The sequence below is a fragment of the Halovivax gelatinilyticus genome (genome assembly GCF_024300625.1).
Taxonomy (GTDB): domain Archaea; phylum Halobacteriota; class Halobacteria; order Halobacteriales; family Natrialbaceae; genus Halovivax; species Halovivax gelatinilyticus.
In genome coordinates this window covers 2,749,367-2,767,151 of the sequence record NZ_CP101322.1, presented here as the reverse complement: position 1 = coordinate 2,767,151, position 17,785 = coordinate 2,749,367, and the positions used below count along the sequence as shown (strand labels likewise).

The following is a 17,785-nucleotide window of genomic DNA, read 5'->3' as shown; positions in this document are numbered from 1 at the left end:
GAGCCCTTCCGTGAGAAACTCGTCCGTTTTGCGTCCACCCTCTCACGGAGGTACGTTAGTTGTTCTGCCAGCGAGATGCGTCTCGGAGGGAGTTTCGTCCACAGACTCACGGAGGTACGTTAGTTGTTCTGCCAGACTGGTTGCCACCCCAACTGAGACGGTCGCGTCGACGATGGTACGGGGTTCTGCCAACCGCCGCACGCTCGGTTCCGACTGAAAGCCCGAAATGTGCTGCTCAGCGACCGCACAGAACAAGAACGCGTTTGCTGCCCAGTGGTCGTCAACGGCAGCGCCCTGTCGGAGAACCGAGCGGATGGCCGCAGTCACGTCTTGCCAGTCGAGCACTCGGATCGGGCCGGGTGTCTCCCAATCGAGGGACCGTTTTCCGTCGGAATCAGTTTCGAGCGAGGGATCGACGATCGACTCGAGGCGGCCAGTCTGTCGCTTTGGGAGGAGTAACGTGTGAGGCCACTCTCGATCGGCGTAGTGCTGCTCGACGAGTGCAGCCGTCTCCGGAGTCTTACGATAGTTCTCGTCGTCCAGTTTGACCTCGATCGAGATGCCACGGTCGGCGTGACAGACCAGGATATCCGGACGGCGAAATCCACCCGCGTGCTTCGATAAGCGATCCTCTCGGATAACCTCGCTTGGCGGAGTCTCGACCGATACTTCGAACAACTCTGATACGAGGGCTTTCGATGGGTACAGCAACTGCGCGAGCCACCGCGACCACTCGACCTCGTTGCCCGGTTGCAGCGGACCTCGCGACAGTTGAGTTTGCGTCAAATTCGCAGCGAGCGGATCGGTGTCGAAGGGTGCGTTGGAGTTCGTCCACTCGTCAGTGGATCGCTCGAGGAGGTTCGCGAGCTCAATCGCCGTTTCGTGACCAATATCGGCGTATTCGTCCCACCACGGGTCGAGGTCGGTCCATCCATCTGCCAACCAGTTCGAGCCGATCACCGCTCCCATGGCGGGCTCGATTTCCACGGGAGACGAGTCGGTGTATTCGCGCGACCACGGATCGAGATCGTCCCAGCACCGAGTCAATCGATCGACGTCGACCGCTCTCGCGCTGTCCGAACGTTGGGCGATCGATCGAAGTTGTGCGTACGTCGCCCACCACGGATCGATTTCCAGTCAGCCGCTCGGGTCGACGTCTACGTTCACGGCACAATTATCTCAGTCGGTCTATATAATTGCACCGCGGACTGGTAGAACCCTGCCCGAAATATTCTTCACTCCGATTAGTTTCCCTGTCCTTGGCGCTCCGTATAGAGCGGTGAGTATGAGTGGAAATCCATATTCGGGCCGATAATAAAAAACCAGGCGATGTGCTTGCGTACTGGCCACTGGGATTCCTACCAGTTTCGGCTGATATTTGTATTGCCGTACAAGAAACGGCGCGCGAATGTGACACGGTTTCGGCTCGACCTGCGAACGTGGTGATCGCTCAATTCAGAGAACGGATTCCCTACTCTGTCTCTTTCCAGTCTTCCGGGTCTCCTTCACGGAACTCACCTTTGGCGTGGCGCTCGCGGGGCCAGAAGGAGACGGCCAGCAGTACGAGGTAGAACACAGCCACGACGGCAACCACCGTAACGCCTGGGAGACGGGCGATTCCAGCGGTTGTCAGCCAGGCCTCGCGCGGCGCGAACGCTGTAATCCTGAAGATCCACGCGACCACTAGGATTCCGAGCAGCGCGAGGTACACGCGTCGGAGCCGGTTTGCGAGTGCTTCGGATAGCGAGACTTTCAGCGTGGGCCTGCGATAGTCCTTGCTGAGTTCCGCTCGCCAGTCGTGACTTTCGGTGCCCTGAGATGGATCGAGGGCGTTTGCGAACAGGTTCTCCTGGATGACTCGAGCACGAGATCGAAAGACGTCGTAGTCCCGGTACCGCCGGGCTTCGATGCCCAGAAAGATGGTGACGACGACGATCCCGATCAGCAAGATATAGTGTGGGTTGTCGGTACTCGAAAACGCCCACGTCAGGATCGCTGCCATCAGCGTCACCGCCCACGTCGTCGTCTCGTCGAGGCGCTGGCGCCACGTTCCCACACGGTCGATCTCTCCGCGATAGGCGTGAGCCATCACCGAGCCGAGTCCCGTGCTCTCGTCGACCATTTCGCGGCCGATCTCCCGCTGGTCCCGCGCGGTTGGGTCGAATTCGTCGCTACTCGAATCGGCCATAGAGAAAAGACTTCACCTCGCTCCATAAGCGGGGATGATAGAATTATCTGAGGGTCGTGTACCGGAGAACATCGAACAGTTCGTGCGCGATCCTATGCCATCTCTTCTATCAGCTAAACGCGGTGTTGAGAGAGGCGTGCTGAATACAGGGCGTGAATGTCGCCCATCGAGAACCAGAACGGTCTGGTTCGCTCAGAACAGTCAGCACGAGCAGTTGCCCGAAATCCACGACGGATCTGAAGTTAACGCATAAATCCGACAATCGCGTATTCCTCCGGTATATGCAATTCTGTGACGAGTGTGGTTCGATGATGGACACACGGAACGACACGTGGATGTGTCGCTCCTGTGAGAACGAGGAGCCGCCGGACTCGCACGCGGACGCGCCGATGGCGACCCAGGATGGACAGCGAGACGACGGGACACCCGCCGTGGCCGACGCGACCCAAGGGCTCCGCCGACACGATGCAAGAGCCCCGTCCGGCCGAGGGCTGCGACAGCGACCGGGCCTGCTACGAGATGCTGCCGAAGCCGGGCGGTTCCTACGAGGTTCGGCTGTTCACCTGCGTCGAGTGCGGCCACGGGTGGCGTGAGTCCTGACGGCGCAGCTCGCGAAGCCCGCCGCGTACATATGCACAGACCGCACATCAAACACTCAACTCCCGGCTTCAGCCTCCTGTGCTGGCAAGAAATAGATGTGGGGCCGTTCGGCGCAAAACTCCCTGATCAGTTCTGTGTTGCCGACCCGGCGTCGGCCGTAGATGACGAAGAACGCACACCGGGTGATTCAAACGCGGTCCTGTATGCATCGAGATCGTCGGTTCGGTCGCAAACGGTCATACGCTGGGTGATGATTATCTCGATAATGACTCGGTGGTTTCGGACACTGGTCGTGAATTCAGGACTCACTGGCTGGTTCGTATCCGTGGGGAAGTCCCCGAAGGGAGGAAGATGATACAATATTCTGTGAGGCGCCGGTCGTCGCCATCACCTCCATAGGCCACATCCTCCAGTCATGTGGCTGCGGACTCACCCTCGCCGACGTCCGGGAGATGCAGGGGGAAGAACCTCGAACCGTACGAGTAGGCCACGGTCAGGGCCGTTCAGCGCGTCGCCGTGTCCGACCAGCGTGACGCCACACCCGATCCGGCGTGGATACACCACTCAGCGGCTCGAGATCAATGTGTCCGTCGACCTCGTACGCACCTTCTCACCCGGAGGTTTCAGCGGTGAATGGAGGTTCCAGCTCGGCTACCCGAGACGAACGTTCAGATATAGTACACCTCCTCGTTGTAGAAGGTACGTATAAAAACACTAGTAGAGCCGTGAAAATGCGGAAGGGTGACACTGACCACTCAAAGAGATATGGAACTCTCCGTACGGACTTCGATTACGCTCTCAACGTACCCCTCTTCGGCGGTGAATCGACGATGAGTACAATTGGAACAGCGGCGTTCATCATCGCCGCCGTCGTCGGCGCCAGCATTCTTATCGGGATCGTTACGAGCGCACTTGGAATCGGCTCGTACTGGCCACCTGGAGAACGTAACTGGAACTATTACGTTCACTGGATCGGGTCACAGATCTTCAATCTCGCTATTCTCGTTGCCTATGTCGCTGATCCGGGGGAATGGGTGGCACCGCTGGAATTCTTACTTCCCGGGGTTGTTCTAACCGGTGTCGGGTTTGGGATTGCGGTTGCAGCCGGCTTCAATCTCGGGGTTGAAGAAACGCTGGGATTAGACGGGGACCTACGAACGACCGGATGGTATCGGTACTCCCGAAATCCCCAGTACGTCGGATATATTATGGCGTGTGTCGGGTGTGCGCTTCTCGCCAATGCCCCGCAAGTAACGATTCTAATGGTGATTTATCTCGGGTGGTGGGTCGCGCTTCCATTTGCCGAGGAGCCATGGCTCGAAGAACGGTACGGTGAAGAATATGAGAAATATGCCGGGCAGATCCCTCGGTTCGTGGGAACGGAAAGCATATCTACACTATTTGAGTGGCGTACCTCCGAGAACGAGCAGTAGCACGGTTCGACGGTTGTGAACGTCGAAGAGACCGTCCGAGAACTAGAAGATCGCATTGGGATGAGCCGCAGAGAGTAAGTCAAAAAACGATCGGGCCGTCGCTCGCCTTCAGGACCCGGGTCGCCCGAGTGTGCTGAGTACGTCCGCAAGTCCGTACGTTGTGAGCCCGGCTTTCGAGCAAGTAGCTCACTTTCGTACGATAATTTGAGCGAGCTGGCACAAACGCTGACAGAGAGTGGCCGTGAGAATGCGGGCGAGAAACACAGACTCGTCCCCAACTCGGTCGGTGACTACGCGAAAGTGGGAACGAAGCGTGAGTTCTGATTACACATTTGTCGGAGCGAGCCATTGAGGACGCACATGACGCTCGTGTCGGTGTGCATCGACACATCGAATAATTCTGTGGCCACTGTCGCGATTGTTGACAGAGAGGTATTTCGCCATCGCATTCACAGGTCCACCCATGGCTACCGAGTCGACGTCAGCGCACGAAATCAAGAACGCACACAGAAAGAGAGCGAATCGATTCTTCTTCGAAGTGGTAGCTATCCAGATTGCGGCGTACATCATCGCGGTATTCGTGATAGCCGAGACGGGAACGGACGGGCTGGTTCTCCTGGCGTTGCTCTCTATCGGCGTCTCGTATCTCGTTGTGATGCTCCTTTTCAGACACGCCGATACGCTGATTCTGACCAGACTGACGCAGTTAGAAGATGGTGCGCTCGGATTCGCGCGAGAAGAATCAACGACCCCAGAAACCGGGGGTGGAGAGCGTGGGGAATAACGATACGGAACCAGAAGAGCGTGAGCCGGTGGCGATCGAGGAGATAGTAGAATCACGTGGAGGTTCGAAGCAAGAAAAACCACAGTACGACGTACGCGAGTTATCGAGGTCACGAGATGAATCCGATCTGACGGCCACGATTCGAAGGAGCGTGGGACTCGACGGTTTGGCGTACGTATTCGGCGTGCTAGCCGGAGCGCTCTGGTTCGGTGGTGTCGGCATATTCCTACCGGATCCGATGTTTGAGGGGCGATCCAGTGCGGGCGATTCGACGTTTTTCATCTACATTATGGCCGGGATCGTTTCTGCAGTCCTCCTCGTTCGATTCTACAAAAACGCGTACGGCATTTCACCGACGTACGTGATCGGATCGAGCACCGGTTTGATCGTAGCGTACTTTATTTTATTAGAAATGAACGTTTGGATATGGTTTCTGACGTTCATTGCGATTGTCCTGTTCGTGGGTGCGTCGTGGCTTCGAAAACCGATCTACGGATCGACAGTCGAAAGCGATTGAGTAGGCCATCTCGTGACGATCGAACGCCGTGAGAGGCCAGGAACGTTAGAATCTTACAAGACGTGTCACCATCCGCGTCGTATCTCGGGTGCGTAAATCGGATGAGCCGTTCATTCGGGTAGATCCGGTGTCCGTCGACACGGGCAACGATGGAGCGCCATAGTCCAGACGCAGAGAGACCGAAGACGGAAAAACACAGAAGCGATCGTTCACCACCCGCACCCGTAAAGCTACCCTACACGTCTATTGTGGGCGGTCGTGAACCGATCTCACATGGAGTACTACGATGTCATCCACCGCCGCCGCATGATGCGTACCTTCCGCGACGACCCCATCGACGATGACGCGGTCGAACGGATCGTCAGCGCGGGCCTGCAGGGCCCGTCGGCCGGGTTCAGCCAGGGATTCGCCTTCCTCGCGCTGGAGTCGCCTGACGAACTTGAGCGCTTCTGGGCGACCAACGCACACAACGACCAGCCCGAGCGGGTCCGGCGTGCACCGCTCGTGATCGTCCCCCTCGCCTGCAAGGACGACTATCTCGACCGGTACGCCGAGCCGGACAAGGGGTGGACCGACCGCGACGAGTCGCGCTGGCCGGTGCCGTACTGGTACATCGACACGGGAATGGCTGCCCTGAACGTCCTCCACGCGGCCATCGTCGAAGATCTAGGCGCGCTCTTTTTCGGCCTCCCGACCGAAGACTGGCCGGCGTTTCGCGACGCTTTCGACGTTCCCGAGGAGTACGACCCCATCGGAGCGATCGTCGTCGGCCACCCCGGCGACGAGGAGGTCGAGAGTTCGGCCGACACCCGCGACCGACGGGACGTAGAAGACATCGTCCACGGCGGCGACTGGGGGACGGCGTTCCGCTGAGAGCGCATCGGTCCGCCGCCAGTATCGTCCCATATCGTCCTACGAACTCGACCGTCCGCGAAGATCGGCCCCGGCGACGATCCGCAGGGTCCCGTTCTGCCACAAGAACTAACGAACGCACCCGATATCGTCTGTTCGTATATGGGACTCCTTGGCAAGTACGCGGCGTATCGATGGCTCTCGTCCGGAGACGGCGGTGGGAGCGGCGCGCTCGTTGTCTTTCTGGCTGTATTCGCAGGTATCATGCTCGCTATCTGGGCCGTCTTCGAAGCGTTCTCGTACGCGTGGAATCTCACGTACGGGTTCGTTCGTCCGTTCTTCATGGTGTATCCGCCCGTGACCGTCCCGGCCGGCGTCGTCCTCGGCGGCTGGGTGCTCACGCGTATCGGCCCCTATTCGGCGGAGAAGGCGAACGCGATCGTGAACGGAACCGACGAGACGTACTCGTTCGCTGTGAGCGGGGTTGTGGCGGTCGTGGCCGTCAACGCCGTCTTCCTGATCGGCCACTACGAAGCGTTTCCGGAACCGAGCGGCGGTACCGGCGTCGTTCTCGGCCTCCTCCTGGTCGCAATCATGCTGTACGGGCTGTACGAACTCGTCCACCTGCCCTACCGGTGTATCCGACTCGTGGTACGCGCGCCGCGAGGGACTTCCTACGCCATCGCGTTCCTCTCGCCGATGGTGTTCGTCATCCTCACTGGTGCGTTCGACCTGCCGGTAGACCTTCCGTTCGCCACACCGGACCTACCGGACTCTGAGCGAGTCGTGACCGTCGGGGCGCTCACGATCATCAACGGAACCTATCTCGGCGGCGTGCTCGCCGTACTGTGGAATCGGGATACCATTTGCACACGAGAGTCGACGGCCGAGTCAGACGTACGCAGTGAGCGGCACAGCGGCGAACTGAGTGTGAACACGGAAGTGAGCTGTTCGAGCAAGTAACCGTCGTACATCGTCGTATCGATCGGCCCGTCAGACTACTGGATACCACTCGGATACTCGCCGTGCGTTCGATAGTGGACGACGACCGTGACGAAGGCCCCGACGTGGAGTGCAACGACGATGATGATCGAGGCTACGTACAAAAGATGGAGCGTATCGTCCGTGGGGGCGCCACCTCGAAGGAAGACCTGGTCGTAGATATGAACCGAAAGAAGCCAGAACAGGACGTACGTTCCGTGGCTCTGGTGCCACTTCCAGGCTTTCGGCCCCATGAATTGGTACGCCCAGGTATTCGAGGTTATCGCCAGGATCACGGCGAGAATAACGCCGACGACGGCGGCGAACGCCCAGGCGCTCATTCCCACGACGAACCCGGCGATGTCCCACCCGAAGTTCCTAAACACAACGAGCACGTGAGCCAGCGACCAGAGGACAAACCAGATTCCGAGTTCCGACCGCCAGTTGAGCGGGAAGTTCCCGCCGTACCACCGGGTGATTGGCGGCCAGATTTTCGTCACCGGACCGATAACCAACACCAGAAAAAGTAAAAACCACGGAACGGCGCCGATGATTCGAGAGAGCGAGTAGCCGGCCACCCATAGCAGCCCGGCCAGCACGAGACTCGCGACGACGACGGCTGCGTGGTGTTTGACGCGGTTGAACGGATCGACGGTCATACGTGGTAATTCATGGTGTGCACCCATGAAACCACCATGCCGACACCGTGTACGAACGGGAGACGAAACTCCCGAGATACTCCGAAAATCGGCCCACCGTGGAGTGACTCGAGGAGTCGCTCGTCGCGCACCTCGACGCCGGGTTGGAACCCGACCTGGTGCGGGTCGGTGGTGTCAACGGCCTGGAATCGATCGTCGTCTACGGGCGGGAAATCCACCGCGGCACCCGCTCGCGATACTGCTCGTACGCGTCGCCGTGTTTCTCGGCGAGGTGGGGTTCTTCGTACCCGATAACGCGGTTGTGAAAGCCGATCCACGCGCCGGCGGCCCACCAGAGGATCGACGTCGAGCGGCGGCGAAGCGCCTGACCGACGATGACGAGTACCACCCCGACGTACATCGGATTGCGCGAGTGTGCGTAGAGTCCGCCGGTGACGAGATCGTCGGGTTCGTCCGTCGGCGAGGGCGTCCCACCCTTCGACCCGAATCGGAACGCAGTGTGGACGTACACGACGCCACCCGCCACGATAGAGAACGTGCCGAGTACCCGTCCCGTGCGCTCACTGATCGGAAGTCGCGGGTAGGGTCGCCACCTCGTCAGCAGCTGTGGAATTCCGACGGCGACGGTTCCCGGGACGAGTATCGTAAAGCAAGTCGTTTTCAAGAACGCACTCGAAACACGCATACGAATTCTCACACGGCGATCGAAATAACGCTATCAACGGCGCTCGCGACGAGCGACGTATCGACAGACACCCGGTCGTGACGGTCACGAACGCCGAGGCGGATGTTTACTTTCACTCCGCTACGGGAGCCCTTTTCCGCTCGAATCGCCTCTCACACCCATGGACGACGAGGGGCCAAATTGCGACCGGCCGTCTCGCGAGCATCGAGTGATCTCACCGATGCGGTGGCACCCGGAGTCACCGTGACGGACGGCTCGTCTCCCGACGCGGACGGCCGACGCCACTCCCGACTGGAGCCTCGCCGAACCCGAGAGCGCGTGACGGTACGGACGACGGACGAGCAGTTAGAAGCGATCGAGTCGCTCGTCACGGCCGACGTCTATCCCAATCGGAGTGAAGCTATCCGGGCCGGAATCGACGCCGTGATCGAGCGTCACGACCGGGAGCCCCAGTCCGACCGAACAGAGTAGGGTCGAAAACCGGTGGGCTTCGTGTCGGACGTGATCGACACCATACGCTAACAAGTCGGGCGTCCGTACCGAGCGGTGATGACTACGGATCCCACGACCGTCGACTATCCCCCGGGTCCGTCCGGGTTGCCGATCGTCGGGGCGGTGCCGGCGTCGATTCTGGGCGGGCTGGAGTTCAGAGAGCGCGTGGCGCGCGAGTACGGCGACATCGTCCACTGGAGCGGCCTCGGAGATCACTACTACATGGTCTCCGATCCGGAGGCGATCGCGCACGTCCTCGTACACAACAACGATAACTACGTCAAAGGCGAACTGTTTCAGCGGTCGCTCAGGCCGCTTACCGGAAATGGCATTTTAAACAGCGAGGAAGACGAGTGGCGACGAAACCGACACCTCATTCAACCCGCGTTCCACCCGGATCGAATCGACGTCTACGCCGAGTTGATGTGCGAGGAAGCCGAGCGGACGATCGGCGCCTGGACCGACGGTGAGACGCGTTCGATTCACGACGACATGATGGAGCTGACCCTCCGGATCGTCTCGCGGGCGCTTTTCGGCGTGAATATCGACCCTTATGTCGACGACATCGAGTCTGCGGTCAACGACTTCCTGCCGGCGACGTCGAGCCTCTCGCACCTGTTGCTTCCCGAGGGGATCCCCCTCCCGGCCCGCCGACGGATGGCGCGCGCCAGAGCGACGTTAGCCGACGTCGTGGACGATATCGTTCGCCGGAAACGGGCAGATCCGGGGGACGCGGACGTGATCTCGATGCTACTCGCCGCGCGCGACGAGAACGAGAATCCACTCTCCGACGAGCAGATCCGGGACGAGGCGATCACCCTCCTCACGGCGGGTCACGAGACGACCGCGGTGGCGCTCACCTACACGACGTACCTGCTCGCCCAGCACCCCGAGATCGAGCGACGGCTCGTCGACGAACTCGACCGTGATCGCCCGACGGTGGACGACGTCTCGAACGGGTCGTTCGTCGATCGAGTCGTCAAAGAATCGATGCGGCTGTACCCGCCGGTTCCCGGCGTCGTTCGAGAGGCGAAGACGCCCGACAGGATCGGTGGCTACCGAATCCCGGCCGGCGCCACGGTGTTTCTGAGCCAATGGGTCACCCACCGTGACGGACGGTGGTACGACGATCCGCTCGCGTTCCGACCGGATCGCTGGAGTGACGAGGTAGCCGACGAACTCCCGCAGCTCGCGTACTTTCCGTTCGCTGCCGGTCCGCGCCGCTGTGTCGGCGACCGGTTCGCGATGGTGGAGGCGAAACTCCTGCTCGCGACCATCTACCGGGAGTATCACCTCGAGCTCGCCTCTAATCGAGCGCTCGATATCGTCCCCACGATCACGTCGCGCCCGAAGGAGGACGTCCTGATGCGGGTCCACGAGCGTCGGGCGAACTAAGTCGGTGGGAATCGACGGCTGCGGCCAGCGGACGACCACCTCGGCCGAATCGTACGCGTGACCGGCACCAACCACCGACGAGTCACGAGATTCATAAGACGTACCGCAAATAGGGATCCAATGAGCGCTGCTACGGTCGAATCGAACGTTCAACTGCTCGGCTCCGACGCGGGCGGTCGGCGGGTACAGGACTCGCTGTCGGATATCTTCGCGGGCGACGGGACGGTCTACATCGTTTCCGGGTACTTCACCTACCAGGGCTATCGGACGATTCGGGACGACGTCGTCTCGTTTCTCGATCGGTCGCCAGAGAACGAACTCGTCGTGGTCGTCGGACCCGCCTCCGATCAGTTCTCAGCGCGGATCGCCTACGATCTCTGGAACCTCGATCGGGACGGTCAGGTGCGCCTGTACAAACAACCGCGCGGGCTCCACGCGAAGCTGTACGTTCGCGACGGCCCGGAGCCGACGATGTACCTCGGATCGGCGAATATTACGCAAGTGGCGTTCGAGTACAACGTCGAGCTCGGGCTCGAGCTGACGCGCGAGTCACCCGGTCATCCCGACCTGAAGCCCGCTCTCGAATGGTGTGGAGACCTCGTCGCCGCCTCGACGCCGTTACGGCGGCGTGACCTGATCGGTCCCGTTCAGGTGGGCAGTTCGTTCGTCAACTGGTCGAACAAGGCCCGATTGCTTCCGCTACGAAACGTCGCGCTCAGAGTGCTACCGGTCGTGCTCTCGATTTTCGTCCTCAGTATGCTGTTTCGGTTTATCTAACAACCCACACCGACCGATCGAGCGCTCACTCGCCCTCGGCCGTCGACTCGTCGAACGCCTCGAATTCCCGACACCCGCACGGACACTCGTAGGAACCGATCGGTCGGATCGTCCCGTCGGAGAGCAACACGCAGGTGTGGATCGACTCACACGCAGAACACACCCCGATTAACCGCGTATCTTCCCCACCGTCCGGCATCTCGGACCCCGATTGAAAGTGCGTAATCTAAAGTTTATCGTATTTTACCCGCTAAAATGCCAAATCTCGGTAGCTTTTCGGCAAATGTATCCGATGGGTAGACGTGTCCACTAGCTATTTTAATTTTCAGTAGTAATCGGCCCGACGTTCCGGGATCACCGGCCGACGAGCGACCAAACCCGAAACCACTTCAGTCCGACCAGCCGCCGGGAAACGGCCGATGCGGTCCAGATCGCGAGGACGACGCCGAAAAAGAGCAGGCCGAACTCGAATCCGGACGAGAAGCGAAACGGGACGGTGACCAGAAAGTACCAGGCGACGAGCGTGAGGATGACTGCCCCGTACTGCGTCGCCGTCCAGCCCTCGCCGATCGAGTCGCCTTCGGACTCGTGAGTGGACTGATCGATCGCCAATCCTGGCGAGCGGAGGCCGTGGTGGCAATCGGTACACAATTCGTAGGTTTCGTCCCCCGTGTCTGGGGGTGGTGTGGTCAGTTGGACCGAGGTTCCGTTGGCGAACGATCGCGCGCACGCATCGCAGCGGGCGGATTCGATTCCGCCCGCCGATCGATCGGAGTCGTATTCGCTCATGTCCAGAATTTACTCTCCCACGATCGCGGGCTTCAGGGTTTGCGTTGCACCCACCGGGTGCGGAGTCCGATCGCTTCTATCGGGCGGAGTCGGTACGGTCCGTCGCGGCTACAGCGACGAGCGAATTCGGCGGTGACTCGGCGATACCCACCGGTGGAGGAGGTTGCTCGTCGAATCGAACCGAGCGTGAGTCACGCCCACGAAACGGAGCCGTTCGCCACGTGAGGCGGTTGGCAGCATCTAGTTGGTCGAGAACGCGGCGACCGTACCCCATGTATCCGTCAATGAACGTAACCGTCAGACGTACCGCCGACGGGTCGGGCGATCAAGGTCGGATTGAATAGCAAAAATCCAATAATTACCGCTCACGAACTGATCTCGCCGGTCTGAACGATACCCACGCTTTTAGCGCTCGAACGAGAGGCTCCGATATGGCCGAGGAATCCGACGCCCCGTCCGGTGGCCTGGAAGCGACGCAGGAAGAAGTCGACGAGGCGTTGGCGGAGATCGAAAACGAAGACGACGACATACTGATCCCCGAGAACTGATCTGGCCCGCGGTCGTCACGCCGTCTGAAAAACGGCCACGTCGATACCACTTAGGCCCCGCGGCCCGTACGCCGTGGCATGGAACTTACGCTTCGCTTTTTCGCCACCTATCGCGAAGCCGTCGGGACGAAGGAACTCGTTCGCGAATTCGACGAGGAGTCGACCGTCGGCGACGTCCTGGAGGCGCTCGAATCGGAGTTCGAGGGACTCTCCGGGCAATTACTCGCAGACGGGAGCGTCAGGCCGCAGGTGAACGTTCTCCAGAACGGCCGCAACGTCGTCCACGAAGAGGACGTCGAGACTCGACTCGAGTCCGGCGACGAGGTGTCGGTGTTCCCGCCCGTCGCGGGCGGGTGAGGAGATTCGATGGCGCGCCTCGAACGGTCGTTTCGCGGCATCTCCGAACGGCTCGCGGTTCGGTACCTCGAGAATCTCGGCGGCGAGGTGATAGCGGGCGGGGACGAGCGACCGGACGGTGCCGTCGTCTGTGGTCCCTACTGGACGGCGACGATCGAGTCGGAGACGGTCGAAATCGGGCCGACACTCAGGGTCACCGAGGTGACCGTCGCCTTCGAGGGCCCCGACGACACTATCGACGACCTGGTCGCGGCCTTCGCACAGAAGGCGATGCGAGCGGGCGGATAAGCGCCACCGGATCGGTCCAGTTCGTCGACCGAACCAGACTCACTGTCGTTCAGTCGTCACTGACGGCTTCGCCCGACCCGCCGTTCGAGACGCCGGTTCCCGGTCCGACATCGATCTCCAGTTCGGCGAGTTTCTCGTCCGGGACGACGCCATCGACCCAGCCGCGGTGGTCGTAGTACTCGCGTTTCATCGCCTCTAGTTCGCAGTACTCTCCCTCGCTGGCGCCCTGGCCGGGCGTCCCACCCTCCAGAAAGCGCGCTGGAAGGGAATCGTCCGCACCGTCGAAGCCGGCGAGGTTGTTGTAGTAGCGTTCGAGGGTGTAGATGCGTTCGCCGGCTTTCAGCAGGTCGTCTTCGGTAACGTCGAGGCCCGTCATGCCGTTGTACTGGAGGACGTACTCTTCGATGCCCTCGGCGAAGGCGTTGAACTTGCAGATGTCGAAGCTGTCGGAGACGGCGTGGAGATCCTGAAACGCCGCCGTGAGTTCGCCCTTTCCCTCCCAGTCGTAGGGATCCACCTTTTCGGGAACGCCGAGGATCTCCGCGGCCGGCGTGTACGCCCGGAGGTGGCAAGCGCCGCGGTTCGACGTGGCGTATGCGATTCCCATCCCCTTCATGCAGCGTGGATCGTAGGCCGGCATCGTCTGGCCCTTGACCGCGAGCGAGTGCTCGCCCGCGTCGAGTCGCTCCGCGACGCGGCTCGCTCCCTCCGCCAGCAGGTCGCCGACGTCGTCGCGGCGGCCGATCTGCTCGATGACGTCGATCATCGCCTCGTCGTCACCCCAGTCGATGCCGTCGACGTCGTACTCGTCGTCACCGCCGAGTACGTCCGCCTCGGTTAGCTCCATCGCCATCGCGAGCATGTTCCCGGTCTCGATGGCGTCTATCGTGAGGTCGTTACAGCGGTCGATCATCACCGCGATCGACTCCTTGTCGTCGTTCATCGAGTTCGGCCCAAGCGAGAACGCGGGTTCGTACTCGAAGCTCTCCATCCGGACGTTCATCTCCTCGCCCTTGTGCCGATAGCTAACCTCGACTTCCTTCTTGCAGGCGACGGGACAGGAGTGACAGGTCGGCTCGTCGACCAGGATCTCTCCCCGAACGGTTTCGCCTGAGACGCGCTCGGCGTCGAGGTCGACGCCGTACGCCTCGCTCGCCGCTTCGGTGCTCGTGTAGCGGGCGTTGGCCGTCGGCAGACCGTCCATCTCCTCCGTGATGTTCATCAGAACGTTCGTCCCGTACACCGAGAGACCGCCCTCGTTCGGGCCGGTGATCTCGGACTCCAGAATCGCCTGCATCGCCTGCTCGTGGCCCTCCTCGAAGGTTGCCGGATCGGCGGGTTCCGGCATGTCGGTCGTCGCCTTCACGACGACGGCCTTGAGGTTCTTCGAGCCCATCACGCAGCCGGTGCCGCCCCGGCCCGAGGCCCGGTCGTCCTCGTTGACGATGCAGCCGAATCTGACCTCGTTCTCCGCGCCCGGGCCGATCCCCATCACGCTCAGATCCTGGCCGTACGTGCCACCGACCTCGGATTCGAGGGCGTCGCGAGCGTCGTGAAAGCCCTCGCCCCAGAGGTGGGAGGCGTCGCGAAGCTCGACGTCGCCGTCCTCGACGTAGGCGTAGACGGGGTCGTCGGCCTGTCCCTCGAAGCACAGTCCGTCGAAGCCGGCCCACTTCAGGCGCGCTCCCGACCAGCCGCCGTGGTGGCTGTCGGTGACGGTCCCCGTCAACGGGGACTTCGTGCAGACGGCGATCCGCCCGCTCATCGTCACCTGCGTCCCCGTGAGCGCGCCGTTCATGAACACGAGCGGGTTCTCCGGTCCGAGCGGATCGACGTCCGGACCCGCCTCGAAGACGTATTTGACGCCGAGCCCGCGAGCGCCGAGGTACTTTCTCGCGTCTTCGTCGTCGATCGACTCGTACGCGACGTCTCCCGTTGAGAGGTCGATCCTGGCGACGCGGTCGTGAAAACCGCCGATATCGGTCATGGTTTCGATACAACGTGTGGTGTGTTAGAAGTTGGCACGATAATGTAACCGATACTGGTTACTACATGGGACGGGACCGCACCTACTTCGGCTGGTCCCGGAAACGGATCCGACCTGGCCACTGGATCGACGTAGCCCACGGACTCGACCCAGCCGACGGACTCGACGTAGCCCACGGACTCGGCCTGGCCAGGCGATAGCCTCACCGCAGCTCGATCGACCGAAGAGGACGGGACGATGGCTCGCTCCGTTGAACACCGGAAGGTCGCTCGATGGCTCCGGGCCGATATTCAGGCTCGTGTGCCCGCACGTTCGGGGGTCTCGGCCCGGCTGTTGGCGTAGGCGTTGTACCCCGAGAGCGCCACGACGGCGATCCCCGCGACCGTCGTACTGGTCGCGAGCGCGTCGCTTCCCATGTCGATCGCGAACGGCGAGACGACGATCCACAGCCCGAGCAGGACGGCGAGCGACGCCGCCGCGACGCTCGCGAGCTGGTCGCGCGTCATCCGGTAGAAGTTGTAGCCGGCCAGAACGAAGATACCGGTCCCGACCAGCGTGTTGTTCCAGTAGGCCGTGTCCGTCACGCCTTCGTAGACGAACGGCGACGCGACGATCAACAGCCCGACGATGGCCGCAAGCGCGCTCACCCACTGCATCACGTCCGTGTTCAACCCACGAGCGCGACCCGTCTCTCGTCCCGGATCGCGGTCGGTCGACGGTTCTCCGCTCGGCGGCGTGTCCGCTGGTGTATCGCTCATGTTTCCGGTGGACCTTCATCGGTTTCGTCAAAAACGGCGTTGCTTGCACCAGCCGGAAACACCGTATTAAAAACAGTCAGCCGACGGCGGATCTCGCCGTTTCGGTCAGTTTCACCGGCCGAAGCTGTGAACCGCCGTCGTACCGCCGATCGGTCGCGAGGCGACTCACGGGCCGATGGCCCGTTCGAGTCGCTCCCGACGGTACCTGGCGAAATTGAACTGATTCAAAAACACGGCATACCCCACGAGGACGAGTGCGAACGGCACCGAGAGCAGAAACGAGAGGTCGTTTATCACGCTGTTTCCCAGTTGAGCCAACGCGAGGCCGAGCGGGACGATCGTGTACATCGCGCTCTCGACGGGTTCCGCCCGGATCATGTCGGCGTGGGTAAGCCCATCTACACTCGTCATTACCTGATCGTAATCAGGCGTTGGGACCCGCCGCTAAAGTACTTTTCCCAGATAGTTTCGTGAAAGTATCCGTTCTCGAACCCTCTGTCAATCGTGAGTGTCAGCCACCACATCGCGGTTGGGCCGAGGTTTATTCGCCTGGGCGCGCTAGTGAGCCTCGATGAGCCGAACGATCGAACTCGACGACGAACTCGCCACGCGGATCGAAAGCCACCTCGAAGCGGACGAGACGATGGAGGAGTTCATCACGGAACTCGTCGCCATCTACGAACAGGAGGGTCGGTTCCTCCACGAAGGTGTGTAACCGAATCCGCCGCTCGGTCGCCACTGCCGCCCGGCAGACGGGATCGAATTCCCGGTCACAAACCCCTAGTTTACAGTGAGGATCGGACGGGTAGTCCGACGAAGTACCCGCTCAGCGGTGGCCCCGAGAATCGGATCGGTCGCCCCGCCGCGACCGCTGGTTCCGACCACGACCAGCGCGTCTCGATCGTCGGCGAACGCGGTGATCGATTCGTCGGGACGACCGCGACGAACGCTGGTGTCGACGGCCAGTCCGCGATCGCGGGCCGCCGCGGCGAGCGCCTCGACGGCGTTCTCACCGCCCTCGGTCAATAGGCCGACGATGCTACGCGGAGCGTCGTTCAAGTCGTAGGTGTCCGAGTCGACAACGTACAGGACCGAAACCCTCGCGTCTGTCGCCGCGGCGAGTTCGAGACCGTGTTCCCCAGCGCGCTCTGCGGCGTCGCTGCCGTCGGTCGCGAGGACGACACGATCGAGCGTCGTCGGTCCGCCCGGTGGAACGGCCAGGACGGGTGCCTCGGCGAGCGAGATGACTCGCTCGGTCGTACGACCGAGTCTAGCCTTGTCCCGCTCGGTCTGACCCCGCGCTCCCATCACGATCAGATCGACGTCGTGATCGGCGGCGTACTCGAGCACGGTTCGGTAGACGACGCCGTCTCGGACGGCAGCCGTCGATTCCAGCCCCCGTTCGTCTGCGCGTTCGTCGACGGTTGCGGTCGCCTCCTCGCCGGCTTCGGTCGAGACCGACCCTAGTTCGGCGGCGGCTTCGGGATCGAGCCCGGCGGGTTCGGTCCCCGCCGGGACGACCGTGAGGGCGTGAACCGTGGCCCCGAACGCGCTAGCGAGGTCGAGGCCGAGCGAGATGGCGGACTCGTCGCGACCACCGGCTTCCACCGGGATGAGGATCGTTTCGTACATGGACCGGTACCTACGGCGGCGATCGACAAGAAACACGACCCGCACGAGAAAACCGCACATACC

At 61.5% G+C, this 17,785-nt stretch carries 22 protein-coding genes and 2 pseudogenes; 13 read left to right on the top strand and 11 right to left on the bottom strand.

Annotation, left to right across the window (positions count from 1 at the left end; all coding sequences use genetic code 11):
* Nucleotides 1–42: 42 nt before the first annotated feature.
* Together NKH31_RS13200 and NKH31_RS13195 are read right to left on the bottom strand one after the other, a co-directional pair.
* Nucleotides 43–969 (bottom strand): hypothetical protein, encoded by a 927-nt coding sequence (locus NKH31_RS13200; protein WP_254862258.1) that lies wholly within the window; start codon nucleotides 967–969, stop codon nucleotides 43–45.
* Between the two features lie 502 nt (nucleotides 970–1,471).
* Nucleotides 1,472–2,188 carry a DUF2270 domain-containing protein gene (locus NKH31_RS13195; protein ID WP_254862257.1) on the bottom strand — a complete coding sequence of 239 codons (717 nt, stop codon included), beginning with the start codon at nucleotides 2,186–2,188 and terminating at the stop codon, nucleotides 1,472–1,474.
* Between the two features lie 281 nt (nucleotides 2,189–2,469).
* Between NKH31_RS13195 and NKH31_RS13190 the strand changes: the two are divergent.
* Nucleotides 2,470–2,788: pseudogene (locus NKH31_RS13190) on the top strand (RPA12/RPB9/RPC11 RNA polymerase family protein).
* A 67-nt stretch (nucleotides 2,789–2,855) separates the two neighbouring features.
* Here the strand turns inward: NKH31_RS13190 and NKH31_RS13185 are convergent.
* A pseudogene (locus tag NKH31_RS13185) lies at nucleotides 2,856–3,028 on the bottom strand (ATP-binding protein); the annotation flags it as partial.
* 491 nt (nucleotides 3,029–3,519) lie between these two features.
* On the opposite strand from NKH31_RS13185, the gene NKH31_RS13180 reads away from it, so the two are divergent.
* From NKH31_RS13180 to NKH31_RS13160, 5 genes are all read left to right on the top strand, one after another.
* Nucleotides 3,520–4,221, top strand: coding sequence for a methyltransferase family protein (locus NKH31_RS13180; RefSeq protein WP_254862256.1), 702 nt, complete (start codon nucleotides 3,520–3,522; stop codon nucleotides 4,219–4,221).
* 463 nt (nucleotides 4,222–4,684) lie between these two features.
* Nucleotides 4,685–5,005, top strand: coding sequence for a hypothetical protein (locus NKH31_RS13175; RefSeq protein WP_254862255.1), 321 nt, complete (start codon nucleotides 4,685–4,687; stop codon nucleotides 5,003–5,005).
* A 28-nt stretch (nucleotides 5,006–5,033) separates the two neighbouring features.
* Nucleotides 5,034–5,522: a hypothetical protein gene (locus NKH31_RS13170; protein WP_254862254.1), complete on the top strand. Its 489-nt coding sequence runs from the start codon at nucleotides 5,034–5,036 to the stop codon at nucleotides 5,520–5,522.
* 273 nt (nucleotides 5,523–5,795) lie between these two features.
* Nucleotides 5,796–6,395: a nitroreductase family protein gene (locus NKH31_RS13165; protein WP_254862253.1), complete on the top strand. Its 600-nt coding sequence runs from the start codon at nucleotides 5,796–5,798 to the stop codon at nucleotides 6,393–6,395.
* A 141-nt stretch (nucleotides 6,396–6,536) separates the two neighbouring features.
* Nucleotides 6,537–7,337: a hypothetical protein gene (locus NKH31_RS13160; protein ID WP_254862252.1), complete on the top strand. Its 801-nt coding sequence runs from the start codon at nucleotides 6,537–6,539 to the stop codon at nucleotides 7,335–7,337.
* Nucleotides 7,338–7,372: 35 nt separating this feature from the next.
* Here NKH31_RS13160 and NKH31_RS13155 read toward each other — a convergent pair whose 3' ends face one another.
* Nucleotides 7,373–8,014, bottom strand: a complete 642-nt coding sequence (locus NKH31_RS13155) for a hypothetical protein (protein ID WP_254862251.1) — start codon at nucleotides 8,012–8,014, stop codon at nucleotides 7,373–7,375.
* A 199-nt stretch (nucleotides 8,015–8,213) separates the two neighbouring features.
* Nucleotides 8,214–8,699, bottom strand: a complete 486-nt coding sequence (locus tag NKH31_RS13150) for a methyltransferase family protein (protein ID WP_254862250.1) — start codon at nucleotides 8,697–8,699, stop codon at nucleotides 8,214–8,216.
* 225 nt (nucleotides 8,700–8,924) lie between these two features.
* Here NKH31_RS13150 and NKH31_RS13145 point away from each other — a divergent pair, with 225 nt between their 5' ends.
* The 3 genes from NKH31_RS13145 (at nucleotide 8,925) to NKH31_RS13135 (ending at nucleotide 11,363) form a co-directional block, all read left to right on the top strand.
* Nucleotides 8,925–9,170 (top strand): ribbon-helix-helix domain-containing protein, encoded by a 246-nt coding sequence (locus NKH31_RS13145; protein ID WP_254862249.1) that lies wholly within the window; start codon nucleotides 8,925–8,927, stop codon nucleotides 9,168–9,170.
* A gap of 78 nt (nucleotides 9,171–9,248) precedes the next feature.
* The gene (locus NKH31_RS13140; protein ID WP_254862248.1) at nucleotides 9,249–10,586 is read left to right on the top strand and encodes a cytochrome P450; all 1,338 of its coding nucleotides are present in this window, start codon (nucleotides 9,249–9,251) and stop codon (nucleotides 10,584–10,586) included.
* A gap of 120 nt (nucleotides 10,587–10,706) precedes the next feature.
* The gene (locus tag NKH31_RS13135; protein WP_254862247.1) at nucleotides 10,707–11,363 is read left to right on the top strand and encodes a phospholipase D family protein; all 657 of its coding nucleotides are present in this window, start codon (nucleotides 10,707–10,709) and stop codon (nucleotides 11,361–11,363) included.
* A gap of 25 nt (nucleotides 11,364–11,388) precedes the next feature.
* Here NKH31_RS13135 and NKH31_RS13130 read toward each other — a convergent pair whose 3' ends face one another.
* The gene (locus NKH31_RS13130; RefSeq protein WP_254862246.1) at nucleotides 11,389–11,562 is read right to left on the bottom strand and encodes a hypothetical protein; all 174 of its coding nucleotides are present in this window, start codon (nucleotides 11,560–11,562) and stop codon (nucleotides 11,389–11,391) included.
* Between the two features lie 155 nt (nucleotides 11,563–11,717).
* Nucleotides 11,718–12,152 (bottom strand): hypothetical protein, encoded by a 435-nt coding sequence (locus NKH31_RS13125; RefSeq protein WP_254862245.1) that lies wholly within the window; start codon nucleotides 12,150–12,152, stop codon nucleotides 11,718–11,720.
* A gap of 626 nt (nucleotides 12,153–12,778) precedes the next feature.
* Here NKH31_RS13125 and NKH31_RS13120 point away from each other — a divergent pair.
* Both NKH31_RS13120 and NKH31_RS13115 read left to right on the top strand, forming a co-directional pair.
* Nucleotides 12,779–13,057: a ubiquitin-like small modifier protein 1 gene (locus NKH31_RS13120; protein WP_254862244.1), complete on the top strand. Its 279-nt coding sequence runs from the start codon at nucleotides 12,779–12,781 to the stop codon at nucleotides 13,055–13,057.
* 9 nt (nucleotides 13,058–13,066) lie between these two features.
* The gene (locus tag NKH31_RS13115) at nucleotides 13,067–13,345 is read left to right on the top strand and encodes a MoaD-like domain-containing protein (protein WP_254862243.1); all 279 of its coding nucleotides are present in this window, start codon (nucleotides 13,067–13,069) and stop codon (nucleotides 13,343–13,345) included.
* A 49-nt stretch (nucleotides 13,346–13,394) separates the two neighbouring features.
* On the opposite strand, the gene NKH31_RS13110 is transcribed toward NKH31_RS13115, so the two are convergent.
* Nucleotides 13,395–15,332, bottom strand: a complete 1,938-nt coding sequence (locus NKH31_RS13110) for an aldehyde ferredoxin oxidoreductase family protein (protein ID WP_254862242.1) — start codon at nucleotides 15,330–15,332, stop codon at nucleotides 13,395–13,397.
* A 65-nt stretch (nucleotides 15,333–15,397) separates the two neighbouring features.
* Between NKH31_RS13110 and NKH31_RS17715 the strand changes: the two genes are divergently transcribed.
* Nucleotides 15,398–15,532 (top strand): hypothetical protein, encoded by a 135-nt coding sequence (locus tag NKH31_RS17715; protein WP_256547891.1) that lies wholly within the window; start codon nucleotides 15,398–15,400, stop codon nucleotides 15,530–15,532.
* A gap of 90 nt (nucleotides 15,533–15,622) precedes the next feature.
* Here the strand turns inward: NKH31_RS17715 and NKH31_RS13105 are convergent, their stop codons facing one another.
* Both NKH31_RS13105 and NKH31_RS13100 read right to left on the bottom strand, forming a co-directional pair.
* On the bottom strand, nucleotides 15,623–16,090 hold the full coding sequence (locus tag NKH31_RS13105) for an SPW repeat domain-containing protein (RefSeq protein WP_254862241.1): 468 nt from the start codon (nucleotides 16,088–16,090) through the stop codon (nucleotides 15,623–15,625).
* 165 nt (nucleotides 16,091–16,255) lie between these two features.
* Entirely contained in the window at nucleotides 16,256–16,501 is a 246-nt protein-coding gene (locus tag NKH31_RS13100) for a hypothetical protein (RefSeq protein ID WP_254862240.1), read from the bottom strand.
* Between the two features lie 160 nt (nucleotides 16,502–16,661).
* Here NKH31_RS13100 and NKH31_RS13095 point away from each other — a divergent pair, with 160 nt between their 5' ends.
* On the top strand, nucleotides 16,662–16,805 hold the full coding sequence (locus NKH31_RS13095; RefSeq protein ID WP_254862239.1) for a DUF7557 family protein: 144 nt from the start codon (nucleotides 16,662–16,664) through the stop codon (nucleotides 16,803–16,805).
* Between the two features lie 65 nt (nucleotides 16,806–16,870).
* On the opposite strand, the gene NKH31_RS13090 is transcribed toward NKH31_RS13095, so the two are convergent.
* Nucleotides 16,871–17,722, bottom strand: a complete 852-nt coding sequence (locus tag NKH31_RS13090) for a universal stress protein (protein WP_254862238.1) — start codon at nucleotides 17,720–17,722, stop codon at nucleotides 16,871–16,873.
* Nucleotides 17,723–17,785: the final 63 nt, after the last annotated feature.